Genomic DNA, 11,951 nt, shown 5'->3' on the forward strand with positions numbered 1-11,951 from the left:
TTCCCGGCGAACTCCGTCACGTTCCTCAGGATCAGCCGGCGCTGATCAGACAGCGCTGATCAGACAGAGGCAGCCGCGTTCTCGTCCGCGGGCTGCTGTCCGAGCGGCAGCAGCCCGCGCTCGGCGAAGACCTTCTTCGCCGCGAAGGTGGCGTTCAGCGCCTTCGGTATGCCGCAGTAGACGGCCGAGTGCAGCAGCGCCTCGGTGATCTGCTCCGGGGTGAGGCCCACGTTCAGGGCCGCGTTCACATGGACGTCCAGCTGGGCCTCGCAGCCGCCGAGCGCGGTGAGCATACCCAGGGTGACCAGCTGGCGGTCGCGCGGGGCGAGTGCGGGCCGGTCGTAGATCTCCCCGAAGGCCCAGGCGACGATCTGGTGGCCCAGCTCGGGGTTGATGTCGGCGAGCGAGTCGACGACCCGCTGCCCGGCCTCGCCGTCGACGTTCTTCAGAACCTCCAGGCCGCGGGTGAAACGCTCGTCACGGGTGGTGCTCTCGCTCATGCCGGTCCGTCCGTCCCCGTCTGCCGCTCGTGCAGCAGTCGTTCGTAGTGATCGATCTTGTCGTCCAGCGCGGCCGCGTTGCGCCTGAGCGCCCGGATACGCCCGGCCAGGTCGGCGCGGTGCTCACGGAGCATCGCGAGCCGGTCGGCGACCGTCGTGTCCCCCTCCGCCCGCAGCCGCGCGAAGCACTGCATGTCGGCGATCGACATGCCGGTCTCGCGCAGCCGCAGCAGGAACTCCAGCCAGGCCAGGTCGGCGGTGTCGTACCGCCGCTGGTTGCCGGTGGTCCGGCCGACCCGCTCGATCAGCCCGGCCTTCTCGTAGTAGCGCAGGGTGTCGTGGCTCAGGCCCGTCCGCTCGGCCACCTGGGCGATGGTCAACGACGGTTCCGGGTCCCGCGGGAGGGGGTGTCCGCTGGTCATGACAAGAACGGTAGAACCTGGAGTGCGCTCCAGGTCAAGCCGGTTCGCCGATCATCCTCCGAAGTACTTCTGGGCCGCCCGGACGCCCTCCACCAGCGCGTCCACCTCGTCCGGGGTGTTGTAGACGTAGAAGCTCGCCCGGGTCGTCGCCGGGATGCCGTACCGCTTGACGATCGGCCGGGCGCAGTGGTGGCCGACGCGGACGGCCACGCCCCGCTCGTCCAGCACCTGGCCGACGTCGTGCGGATGGATGCCGTCGACCGTGAAGGACACGGCCGAACCACGGTCGGCGAGGCCGGTGGGGCCGACGATCCGGACGCCCGGGACCTCGGCCAGCAGCTGAAGGGCGCGGGCGGTGAGCGTGTCCTCGTACGCCGCCACCTCCGCCATGCCCAGCCGCTCCAGGTACCCCACCGCCGCCGCGAGCCCCACCGCCTGCGAGGTCATCGGCACGCCCGCCTCGAAACGCTGCGGCGGCGGCAGGAACGTGGTGCGGTCCATCTCCACGATCTCGATCATCGAGCCGCCGGTGAGGAAGGGTGGCAGGCCGGCGAGCAGGTCCGCCCGGCCCCACAGCACGCCGACACCGTTCGGGCCGAGCATCTTGTGCCCGGAGAAGGCGAGGAAGTCCGCACCCAGCTCCGCCACGTCGACCGGGCGGTGCGGCACGGACTGGGCGCCGTCCACGACCACCAGGGTGCCGAACGCGTGGGCCCGGTCGGCCAGTTCACGGACCGGATTGATCGTGCCGAGGACGTTGGACTGGTGGCTGAGGGCGAGCACCCTGGTGCGCTCGTCCAGCAGCTCATCGGCCCGGGACAGGTCGAGCCAGCCGTCGTCGGTGAGCCCGAACCAGTCGAGCCGGGCCCCGGTCCGCTCGGCGAGCTGCTGCCAGGGCACCAGGTTCGCGTGGTGCTCCATCTCCGTCACCACGATCCGGTCGCCGGGGCCGAGCCGGCCGGCGTTGCCCAGCGCGTAGGCGACGAGGTTGATGCCCTCGGTGGTGTTCCGGGTGAAGACCACCTCGCCCGCGTCGGCGCCGACGAACCGGGCGACGGTGTCCCGGGCCTGCTCGTACGCCTCCGTCGCCTCGCCCGCGAGCTGGTGCGCGCCGCGGTGCGCGGCCGCGTTGTGGCGCAGATAGAAGTCCCGCTCGGCGTCGAGGACCTGCAGCGGCTTCTGGGTGGTGGCCCCGGAGTCCAGGTAGACGAGCGGGGTGCCGCCGTCCAGGGTCCGCTCCAGGATGGGGAAGTCCTTGCGCAGCGCGTGCACGTCGAAGGTCACGACGGCTCACCTCTCACGGTTCTGTCTCACGGGTTTGTCGGCGTTTCTCCGTGAGGAACGCTAAGCCCTCCTCACGGAGAACCGCAAGGATTACCATGAGGACCGTGGATCACGAGGCCCCCGTCTCCCTGCACCGACTCCCGGTCCCGGGCGAGGACCGGTACCTGTCGCTGGCGCTGGTCAACACGCGCTTCGCCGTCAGCCACGGCGAGGTCGACCTGCTCGACGACACCGAGGCCGCGCACCTCTGGCTGGTCCGGCACGGGCTGCTGCCCGACCGGGTGGACCTGAACGGCAGGCAGGCCGGCCGGCTGCGCGGCCTGCGCGAGGCGCTGCGCGCCCTCTTCGAGGCCCGCGCCGCCGCGAGCAGCCCGCCCGCCGGCGCCCTCGACACCCTCAACACCGCCCTCGCCGCCGCGCCCGCCACCCCCCAGCTCGCCTGGAGCGCCGACGGCCCGCGCCGCGCCGACCTCCCCGACAGTGGAAACCCGGCCGCGGCGGCGCTCTCGCTGCTCGCCGAGGACGCCGCCGACCTGCTCACCGGCGCGGACGCCGGCCAGCTCACCGAGTGCGCCGCCCAGGGCTGCGCCCGGTGGTTCCTGCGCTCCCACGGCGCCCGCCGCTGGTGCACGACCAAGTGCGGCAACCGGGTCCGGGCCGCCCGCGCGTACGCGGCCCGCAAAGCCGGTTCTCCGTAAAAACATCCCCCGTAAATCAGAGGTTTTCCGGTACGTCATCGAATTCACGCGCTGTTTCCCGTATTCGGAGGCAGCCGCGTCACTTTTCGGTGCGCGGACAACCAACCGGAAACTTGAACCGTCTACGTCGGCGAAATGACGGGGCACACCTTTGTGGGGGAACGCCGAAAATGCACCGCACGGACAGGGACAGGGCATGAAGCCGGCGGACCGTCCGAGGCCGGCCGCCGCCCTCCTCGCCGCGGCCCTCGCGATCACCGCGTTCTGCGGCGGTGACGTCCTCGCGCGCGGCTACCCCTTCGGTCCCCGCACCCGCAGCGTCAACGACCTCGGCAACCAGTACGTGCCCTTCCACGCCCACCTGTGGGACCTGCTGCACGGCCACGCCGACGGCGGCCTCCTGGTCAACTGGCAGTCCGGCGACGGCTCCAGCTTCCTGCCCGACCTCGGCACCTACCTCGGCAGCCCGTTCGCCCTGCTCGTCGCCGTCTTCCCCCGCGACCGGATCGACCTCGCCGTCTATGTCGTCACCGTCCTGAAGATCGCCTCCGCCGCGGCCGCCATGGCCTGGCTGCTGCTCACCCTGCGGCCCGGCCGCTGGTGGGCCGCGGGCCTGCTCGGGGTCTCCTACGCGCTGTGCGGCTGGACCGTGGCCGACGCCGACTACAACCCGATGTGGCTCGACGGCCTGATCGCCCTGCCGCTGCTGTGCCTGGTCGGTGAGTGGGCGCGCGCCGGGCGCCGGCGGTTCGCGGGCGTCCTGGTCGTCGCCCTCGCCTGGACCGCCAACTTCTACACCGCCTACATGGCCACCCTCGGCGCCGCCCTGGTCCTGGTGCTGCGCCTGCTGCTCGCCCGCCCGCCCCGCCGTCAGGCGCTCGCGGCGGCCGGCCGCGCCACCCTCACCGCCGCCCTCGGGGTGGGCCTGGCCGCCCCGCTCGTCACGGTGATCTACTTCGGCACCCGGCACGCCTACCCGGGCCGTGTACGGCGGTTCACGCCGGTGCCGAGCGAGGACCTGCTGGCCCGGCTGCTGCCGACCACGTACGGCTTCGGCTCCCCGGCCCTCTATGTCGGCAGCACAGCCCTGGTGCTCGCCCTCGCCCTGCCCTTCCACCGCGCGGTCCCCACCCGGGTCCGCGCGGGCTGGACCACGCTGGTCCTCGCGGTCGCCCTCTCCCTGCAGTGGGCGCCCACCCACCTGCTCTGGCACGCCTTCGCCACCCCGCAGGGCAGCTCCTACCGGCAGGCCTTCGTCCTGTGCGGGCTGCTCGTCATCGCCGCCTGGCACGCCCTGGCGTACGGCCTGCCCGACCGGCGCGCCCTCGGTGCCGCGGCCGCGCCGCTCGCCCTGATCACCGCCGTCGCGAGCACCAGCGGGCTGGTACGGGCGCACACCTGGCCGGTGCTGCTGCTCGCCGTCGGCGGCACCCTGGGCGGACTCGTCCTCCTCGGCCGCGCCGGGCCGCGCACCCGACTCGCCGGCCTGGCCGTCGTACTCCTCCTCGGGGCCCAGGTCGGCGAGAGCGCCGCCACCTCCGCCGTCGCCACCAAGCTGCGCATGAAGCACCTGGACGACTACGCGCCCTGGGGGGAGCGGCAGCGGCGGCAGGCGGCGGCGATCGCCGAGGCCGACGGCTGGCCCCGCTACCGCACCGACCCCGGCCGCGAACAGACCGTCGGCAACGACCCGCTGCTGGTCGGCGGTCAGGGCGCCCAGTACTACAGCAGCCTCACCTCCGACGTGCTCAGCCGCACCCTCACCGCCCTCGGCGGCGGCTGGACCTCCCGCGGCCGCAGTGTGCAGAGCCTGGACAACGCCGTCACCGACGTCCTCCTCTCGGTCGGCGCCCGGCTGCACAACCCACCGGACCCGCACCAGGGGGCGCTGCCCGGGGACAGCGCCTCCAGCACCGTCACGCGGCGCGAGGTGCCGCCCCTGGTGACCGTGCGGACCGCTCCCGACCCCACCCCGTTCGGCGCCTCGCCGTACCGCAACCAGGAACTGCTGCTCGGCAGCCGCGTCTACACCGTGCCCCGCACCAGCGTGTACGACGACGCCGGCCGGCCCGTCCGCAGCCGCACCGTGGGCTCCGGGAACGCCATGGCCGCGCCCGCGGTCACGGCCCGCTGCCCGGCCGGCACCCAGGTGAACCTCTGGGCGCCGCACTTCTCCGGCACCGCACGGCTCGCCGGCACCGGCACGGACGCCGTCTTCCGGTCCGCGGACGGCCGCAACCGGGCCGCCATGGAGCCGCTCGGCCGCACCCCGGCCTCCGGACGGGTGCGGATCGAGCTGACCCCGGACCGCCCCGGCCGCCTCCCGCCCGGCGCGATCGGCTGCCTGGACACCGCGCGGCTGCACACGGCCGCAGCCCGGCTGAAGGCCGGCGGTGCCACGGAGGTGACCGTCTCCGACGGCACCCTCCGGGCCCGGCTGCCCGCCCCCGGCCAGGGCATCGCGGTCGTCGCCGTGCCCCGCATCGCCGGCTGGCGGTGCGCCACGGGCGACCACGCGGCCCGGCCCGCCGGCGACTACCACGGTCTGATCGCCGTCCCCCTGGACGCCACCTCGACCAGCCTGACCTGCACCTTCCACCCACCCGGCCTGCGGCTGGGCACGACCGTCGGGCTCGTCTCGCTCGTCACCCTGGTCCTGCTCACCGCCCTGGGCCCTGCCGTCCGCCGCCGGCGCGCGCCCGTGCCGCCCACCACCACACCACCGCGCGAGCGCGTGACCGCCACCGCACCCTGACCGCGCCCCTGGGGGACCCGCCATGCTGATATCGATCGTCGCGCCCTGCTACGACGAGGAAGACGTCCTCGCGCGCTTCCACGACCAGGTCCAGCGCATCGCCGACGAGATGCTGCCGCTCGGCCACGACACGGAGTTCGTGTACGTGGACGACGGCAGCCGCGACCGTACGCTCCCCGTCCTGGAGCACCTGGCGGACCGTGACGCACGCGTGCGCTACGTCTCCTTCAGCCGCAACTTCGGCAAGGAGGCCGCCCTGCTGGCCGGCCTGCGGCACGCCTCCGGGGACTCGGTGATCGTCATGGACGCCGACCTCCAGCACCCGCCGGAACTGATCAGGCGGATGGTGCAGCTGCGCGAGGAGGGTTACGACCAGGTCATCGCCCGGCGCAGCCGCACCGGCGACCGCCTGACCCGGACCCTCGCCGCGCGCCTGTACTACCGGCTCGTCAACCGCCTGGTCGACGTCGAACTCGCCGACGGCGTCGGCGACTTCCGGCTGCTGTCGCGCCGCGTGGTGGACGCCGTGCTGGCCCTGACCGAGTACAACCGTTTCTCCAAGGGCCTGTTCGCCTGGGTGGGCTTCCCGAGCACCTCCTTCGAGTACGAGAACGCCGCGCGCGAGGCCGGCAGCAGCTCCTGGAACCTGCGCGGCCTGCTCAACTACGGCATCGACGGACTGCTGTCCTTCAACAACCGCCCGCTGCGCGCCGCCCTCTGGCTCGGCATGGGCCTGCTGCTGTGCGCGGGCCTCTACACGGCCTGGATCGTGGGCGCGGCGCTCGTCCACGGGGTCCAGACACCCGGGTATGTGACCATCATCACCGCCGTCACGGCCCTGGCCGGCGTGCAAATGGTCATGCTGGGAGTGATCGGGGAGTACACCGGACGCATCTACTACGAGGTGAAGGGTCGCCCGCACTTCCTGGTGAAGGCGACCAACGTGGAACGGACGAAAGACCTCATTCCTTGAAGCGACAGATCCTCACCTTCGCCTTGGTCGGTGTGATCAACACCGCCACCTATTACTGCCTCTACCTCCTCTTCCTCGCCTGGCTGCCCTATCTGGCGGCGCACATTCTCGCGTTTGCGCTCAGCATGGTCGGATCCTTTTTCCTGAATGCCCGCTTCACCTACCGCATTCGGCCCACCTGGCGGAAGTTCCTGCTGTTCCCGCTGACCAATGTGACCAACTTCCTCATCACCACGGCCGGTGTGTACGTGATCGTCGACGTCCTGCACGCCGGCAGCCGTTTCGCTCCGCTCGTCGCCTCCGCCGCGGCGATCCCGGTCACCTTCGTCGTCTCGCGCTGGGTGATGCTCCCCAGGTCGATCGCATAGTCGTTGCATAAAACTGCAGCGCTACGTATAGTCATGCCATCACGAGGAGGATGGACATGGCGGTACGTGCGGCGGTGGCCGGAGCGAGCGGATACGCGGGCGGAGAACTGCTGCGCCTGCTCCTCGCGCACCCCGAGGTCGAGATCGGCGCCCTGACGGGACACTCCAGCGCCGGCCGGCGGCTGGGGGCGCTCCAGCCGCATCTGCTGCCGCTGGCCGACCGCGTGCTGACCGAGACCACGGCCGAGGCGCTCGCCGGGCACGATGTCGTCTTCCTCGCGCTGCCGCACGGGCAGTCCGCCGCCGTCGCCGAGCAGCTCGGCCCGGACGTCCTCGTAGTCGACATGGGCGCCGACTTCCGGCTGCAGGACCCGGCCGACTGGGAGGCCTTCTACGGCTCCGGGCACGCCGGCACCTGGCCCTACGGCCTCCCCGAACTCCCCGGCGCCCGCGCCCGGCTCTCGGGGTCCAGGCGCATCGCGGTGCCCGGTTGCTACCCCACCGCCGTCTCCCTCGCCCTGTTCCCGGCCTACGCCGCCGGGCTCGCCGGACCCGAGGCGGTCGTCGTCGCCGCGTCCGGCACCTCCGGCGCGGGCAAGGCGCCCAAGCCGCATCTGCTCGGCAGCGAGGTCATGGGCTCCATGACGCCGTACGGCGTCGGCGGCGGCCACCGGCACACCCCGGAGATGATCCAGAACCTCAGCGGGGTGGCGGGGCGGCGGATCGCGGTCTCCTTCACGCCGACGCTGGCGCCGATGCCGCGCGGGATCCTCGCCACGTGCAGCGCGTCCGCCGCCGAGGGGGTGACGGGGGAGTCCCTCCGGGCCGCCTACGAGAAGGCGTACGCCGACGAGCCCTTCGTCCACCTGCTCCCCGAGGGCCAGTGGCCCGCGACGGCGTCCGTCTACGGTTCCAACGCCGTTCAGGTGCAGGTCGCGTACGACGAGTCCGTGGGCCGCATCATCGCGATCAGCGCCATCGACAACCTGACCAAGGGCACCGCCGGCGGTGCCGTCCAGAGCATGAACCTCGCCCTGGGTCTTCCCGAGACCACGGGTCTTTCCACGATCGGAGTCGCACCGTGAGTGTCACGGCAGCCAAGGGATTCACGGCGGCGGGGGTCGCCGCCGGGATCAAGGAGAACGGCAACCCCGACCTGGCCCTCGTGGTCAACAACGGGCCCCGCCGTGCCGCCGCGGGCGTCTTCACCTCCAACCGTGTGAAGGCCGCGCCGGTCCTGTGGTCCGAGCAGGTCCTCAAGAGCGGCCAGGTCTCGGCGGTCGTCCTCAACTCGGGCGGCGCCAACGCCTGCACGGGGCCCAAGGGCTTCCAGGACACCCACGCCACCGCAGAGAAGGCGGCCGAGGTGCTCGGCCGGGGTGCCATCGAGGTCGCCGTCTGCTCCACCGGCCTCATCGGCGTGCCGCTGCCCATGGACAAGCTGCTGCCCGGCGTCGAGACGGCCGCCGCCTGTCTGAGCGAGCACGGCGGCGAGAAGGCCGCCATCGCCATCAAGACCACCGACACCGTCCACAAGACGTCCGTCGTGACGCAGGACGGCTGGACCGTCGGCGGCATGGCCAAGGGCGCCGGCATGCTCGCCCCCGGCCTCGCCACCATGCTCGTCGTCCTCACCACCGACGCCGACCTCGACAGCGCCACCCTGGACAAGGCCCTGCGCGCCGCCACCAAGGTCACCTTCGACCGTGTCGACTCCGACGGCTGCATGTCCACCAACGACACCGTGCTGCTGCTCGCCTCCGGCGCCTGCGGCATCACTCCCGGGTACGACGAGTTCGCCGAGGCCGTCACGCGGGTCTGCGACGACCTCGGCCGGCAGCTCATCGGTGACGCCGAGGGCGCCAGCAAGGACATCAAGGTCGAGGTGGTCAACGCGGCGAGCGAGGAGGACGCCGTCGAGGTGGGCCGCTCCATCGCCCGCAACAACCTCCTCAAGTGCGCGATCCACGGCGAGGACCCCAACTGGGGCCGCGTGCTCTCCGCGATCGGCACCACCCGGGCCGCCTTCGATCCGGACCGCCTCAACGTCGCCATCAACGGCGTCTGGGTGTGCAGGAACGGCAGCGTCGGCGAGGACCGCGAACTGGTCGACATGCGCTACCGCGAGGTGCACATCGTCGCCGACCTGTCCGCGGGCACCGAGACCGCGACGATCTGGACCAACGACCTGACCGCCGACTACGTCCACGAGAACAGCGCCTACTCGTCATGAGCACTCGCAAGCACACGGCCCTGCCGAAGGCCCAGATCCTCATCGAGGCGCTGCCCTGGCTGACCCGGCACCACGGCAAGATCGTCGTCATCAAGTTCGGCGGCAACGCCATGGTGGACGAGGAGCTGAAGGCCGCCTTCGCCCAGGACGTCGTCTTCCTGCGGCACGCCGGCCTCAAACCCGTCGTCGTGCACGGCGGCGGCCCGCAGATCAGCGCGGCCCTCGACCGGCACGGCATCGTCAGCGAGTTCAAGGCGGGCCTGCGCGTCACCACCGAGGACGCCATGGACGTCGTACGGATGGTGCTCGCCGGGCAGGTGCAGCGCGAGCTGGTCGGCCTGCTCAACCAGCACGGGCCGTTCGCCGTCGGCCTCACGGGCGAGGACGCGCACACCATCACCGCCACCAGGCACCAGCCCGAGGTCGACGGGGAACTCGTCGACCTCGGACGGGTCGGCGAGATCACCGACATCGACACGGGCGCGATCGAGGCGTTGCTGGCCGACGGCCGCATCCCGGTCGTCTCCTCGATCGCCCGCAGTCAGGACGACGGACATGTCTACAACGTCAATGCTGATACGGCGGCTGCGGCACTCGCTGCGGCACTGGGCGCCGAAACCCTCATGGTCCTCACCGACGTCGAGGGACTCTACGAGGACTGGCCGAACTCCGACGAGGTGATCAGCCGCCTCACCGCTTCCCAGCTGGAGAAGCTGCTGCCGGAGCTGAGCTCCGGCATGGTGCCGAAGATGGAGGGCTGCCTGCACGCCGTGCGCAACGGGGTGCGCACCGCCCGCGTCATCGACGGCCGGGTCCAGCACTCGATCCTGCTGGAGATCTTCACCGACGAGGGCATCGGCACGATGGTCGTGCCCGACGAACGCGAGGGGGACGCACCGTGACGGGCCACCAGGGTCACCAGGGCAACCAGGGCAACCAGGGCAACCAAGAGCTGACCGAGCGCTGGCAGGGCGCGCTCATGAACAACTACGGCACCCCGCGCCTGCCCCTCGTCCGCGGCGAGGGTGTGAAGGTGTGGGACGCCGACGGCCGGGAGTACCACGACTTCGTCGGCGGTATCGCGACCAACGCCCTCGGCCACGCCCACCCGGCGATCGTGGAGGCCGTCAGCACGCAGATCGCGTCCCTCGGCCACATCTCCAACTTCTTCATGGCCGAGCCCACCGTCGCCCTCGCCGAACGGCTGCTGCAGCTCTTCGGCCGGGAGGGCAGGGTCTTCTTCTGCAACTCCGGCGCCGAGGCCAACGAGGCCGCCTTCAAGATCGGCCGGCTCACCGGGCGCACCCACATGGTCGCCACCACCGGCGGCTTCCACGGCCGCACGATGGGCGCCCTCGCGCTCACCGGCCAGCCCGCCAAGCAGGACCCGTTCCGGCCGCTGCCCGGCGACGTCACCCATGTGCCCTACGGCGACGCCCAGGCGCTCGCCGCGGCGGTCACGGAGGAGACGGCGCTCGTCGTCATCGAGCCGGTCCAGGGCGAGAACGGGGTCGTCGTGCCGCCGGCCGGCTATCTGAAGGCCGCCCGTGCGATCACCGCCGCCACCGGCGCCCTGCTGGTCCTGGACGAGGTGCAGACCGGCATCGGCCGCACCGGCACCTGGTTCGAGTACCAGGCCCACGAGGGTGTCCTGCCCGACGTCGTCACCCTCGCCAAGCAGCTCGGCGGCGGACTGCCGCTCGGCGCCACGGTCGCCTTCGGCCGGGCCGCCGACCTCCTCCAGCCCGGTCACCACGGCACCACCTTCGGCGGCAACCCGGTCGCCTGCGCCGCCGGACTCGCCGTCCTCGACACCATCGCGAACGAGGGCCTGCTCGACAACGTCAAGCGGCAGAGCGAGCGGCTGCGCGAGTCGATCGAGGGGCTGGGCCACCCGTTGATCGATTATGTGCGGGGTGCCGGCCTGCTCCTGGGTATCGTGCTCACCGGGCCGCGCGCGCAACAGGTGCAGCAGGCGGCCCAGGAGGCCGGGTTCCTGGTGAACGCGCCTGCCCCCGACGTCGTACGGCTCATGCCTCCGCTGAACCTCCACGACGACGAGGTGGGTGCCTTCCTCCAGGCGCTGCCCGGAATCCTCGACACAGCGAACCCAGTGGATGGGGACGGACGATCCGGAGAATAGGACGACGATGAGCCAGGCGCAGGACCACGAGCAGGCGGCGGGTGCCGGACCAGCCGTGCCGCAGACCCGTACCGCGCGGCACCGCCGGATCGTGGACATCCTCAACCGGCAGGCGGTGCGGTCGCAGAGCCAGCTGGCGAAGCTGCTCGCCGACGACGGGCTGAGCGTCACCCAGGCGACGCTCTCCCGCGACCTCGACGAGCTGAACGCGGTGAAGATCCGCAACACGGACGGCGAGCTGATCTACGCGGTGCCGAGCGAGGGCGGCTTCCGCACCCCGCGCGCGCCGCTGGGGGAGTCCGCGAAGGAGGAGCGGATGCGGCGCCTGTCCCAGGAACTGCTGATCTCCGCCGAGGCGTCCGCCAACCTCGTGGTCCTGCGCACCCCGCCGGGCGCGGCCCAGTTCCTGGCCTCGGCCATCGACCAGGCCGAACTGCACGACATCCTGGGCACCATCGCCGGTGACGACACGCTGCTGCTGATCAGCCGCGAGCCGGCCGGGGGGCAGGCCCTGGCGGATCATCTGCTGCGGCTGGCGCAGAACGGTCACTGACCCCGCATGCGGCGGCCTGCCG

The 11,951-nt window shown here is 72.0% G+C and carries 12 protein-coding genes; 9 read left to right on the forward strand and 3 right to left on the reverse strand.

Annotated elements, in window-relative coordinates:
- Window positions 1-59 precede the first annotated feature (59 nt).
- From IE244_RS16655 to IE244_RS16665, 3 genes are read right to left on the reverse strand one after another with little or no spacing between them, the layout of a single operon-like run.
- The gene (locus tag IE244_RS16655; protein ID WP_191874303.1) at window positions 60-500 is read right to left on the reverse strand and encodes a carboxymuconolactone decarboxylase family protein; all 441 of its coding nucleotides are present in this window, start codon (window positions 498-500) and stop codon (window positions 60-62) included.
- Complete coding sequence (locus tag IE244_RS16660; RefSeq protein ID WP_191874304.1) at window positions 497-922, reverse strand: MerR family transcriptional regulator; 426 nt, start codon at window positions 920-922, stop codon at window positions 497-499. The genes IE244_RS16655 and IE244_RS16660 overlap by 4 nt, the downstream gene beginning before the upstream one ends.
- Window positions 923-973: 51 nt before the next feature.
- On the reverse strand, window positions 974-2,206 hold the full coding sequence (locus IE244_RS16665) for a cysteine desulfurase (protein WP_191874305.1): 1,233 nt from the start codon (window positions 2,204-2,206) through the stop codon (window positions 974-976).
- A gap of 95 nt (window positions 2,207-2,301) precedes the next feature.
- Here IE244_RS16665 and IE244_RS16670 point away from each other — a divergent pair, with 95 nt between their 5' ends.
- From IE244_RS16670 to IE244_RS16710, 9 genes are all read left to right on the forward strand, one after another.
- A complete protein-coding gene (locus IE244_RS16670) occupies window positions 2,302-2,904 on the forward strand; it encodes an ABATE domain-containing protein (protein ID WP_229854154.1) in 603 nt (200 codons plus the stop codon).
- 196 nt (window positions 2,905-3,100) lie between these two features.
- Window positions 3,101-5,659 (forward strand): YfhO family protein, encoded by a 2,559-nt coding sequence (locus tag IE244_RS16675; protein ID WP_191874307.1) that lies wholly within the window; start codon window positions 3,101-3,103, stop codon window positions 5,657-5,659.
- Window positions 5,660-5,681: 22 nt separating this feature from the next.
- Entirely contained in the window at window positions 5,682-6,632 is a 951-nt protein-coding gene (locus IE244_RS16680; RefSeq protein ID WP_191874308.1) for a glycosyltransferase family 2 protein, read from the forward strand.
- Window positions 6,629-7,000, forward strand: a complete 372-nt coding sequence (locus IE244_RS16685; protein WP_191874309.1) for a GtrA family protein — start codon at window positions 6,629-6,631, stop codon at window positions 6,998-7,000. Before IE244_RS16680 ends, IE244_RS16685 begins: the two co-directional genes overlap by 4 nt.
- Before the next feature lie 56 nt (window positions 7,001-7,056).
- Window positions 7,057-8,085: an N-acetyl-gamma-glutamyl-phosphate reductase gene (gene argC, locus IE244_RS16690; protein ID WP_191874310.1), complete on the forward strand. Its 1,029-nt coding sequence runs from the start codon at window positions 7,057-7,059 to the stop codon at window positions 8,083-8,085.
- Window positions 8,082-9,233 carry a bifunctional glutamate N-acetyltransferase/amino-acid acetyltransferase ArgJ gene (gene argJ, locus IE244_RS16695; protein ID WP_191874311.1) on the forward strand — a complete coding sequence of 384 codons (1,152 nt, stop codon included), beginning with the start codon at window positions 8,082-8,084 and terminating at the stop codon, window positions 9,231-9,233. Before argC ends, argJ begins: the two co-directional genes overlap by 4 nt.
- Complete coding sequence (argB, locus tag IE244_RS16700; protein ID WP_191874312.1) at window positions 9,230-10,135, forward strand: acetylglutamate kinase; 906 nt, start codon at window positions 9,230-9,232, stop codon at window positions 10,133-10,135. Before argJ ends, argB begins: the two co-directional genes overlap by 4 nt.
- On the forward strand, window positions 10,132-11,376 hold the full coding sequence (locus tag IE244_RS16705; protein WP_191874313.1) for an acetylornithine transaminase: 1,245 nt from the start codon (window positions 10,132-10,134) through the stop codon (window positions 11,374-11,376). The genes argB and IE244_RS16705 overlap by 4 nt, the downstream gene beginning before the upstream one ends.
- Before the next feature lie 7 nt (window positions 11,377-11,383).
- Window positions 11,384-11,929 (forward strand): arginine repressor, encoded by a 546-nt coding sequence (locus IE244_RS16710; protein WP_031161948.1) that lies wholly within the window; start codon window positions 11,384-11,386, stop codon window positions 11,927-11,929.
- Window positions 11,930-11,951 lie beyond the last annotated feature (22 nt).

Origin of the sequence: Streptomyces filipinensis, from assembly GCF_014649495.1 — a bacterium.
Taxonomy (GTDB): domain Bacteria; phylum Actinomycetota; class Actinomycetes; order Streptomycetales; family Streptomycetaceae; genus Streptomyces; species Streptomyces filipinensis.

Coding starts and splice junctions, on each gene's coding strand:
- IE244_RS16655 (WP_191874303.1), bottom strand. CDS start 500: ATGAGCGAGAGCACCACCCGTGACGAGCGTTTCACCCGCGGCCTGGAG.
- IE244_RS16660 (WP_191874304.1), bottom strand. CDS start 922: ATGACCAGCGGACACCCCCTCCCGCGGGACCCGGAACCGTCGTTGACC.
- IE244_RS16670 (WP_229854154.1), top strand. CDS start 2,302: ATGAGGACCGTGGATCACGAGGCCCCCGTCTCCCTGCACCGACTCCCG.
- IE244_RS16675 (WP_191874307.1), top strand. CDS start 3,101: ATGAAGCCGGCGGACCGTCCGAGGCCGGCCGCCGCCCTCCTCGCCGCG.
- IE244_RS16680 (WP_191874308.1), top strand. CDS start 5,682: ATGCTGATATCGATCGTCGCGCCCTGCTACGACGAGGAAGACGTCCTC.
- argC (WP_191874310.1), top strand. CDS start 7,057: ATGGCGGTACGTGCGGCGGTGGCCGGAGCGAGCGGATACGCGGGCGGA.
- argB (WP_191874312.1), top strand. CDS start 9,230: ATGAGCACTCGCAAGCACACGGCCCTGCCGAAGGCCCAGATCCTCATC.
- IE244_RS16710 (WP_031161948.1), top strand. CDS start 11,384: ATGAGCCAGGCGCAGGACCACGAGCAGGCGGCGGGTGCCGGACCAGCC.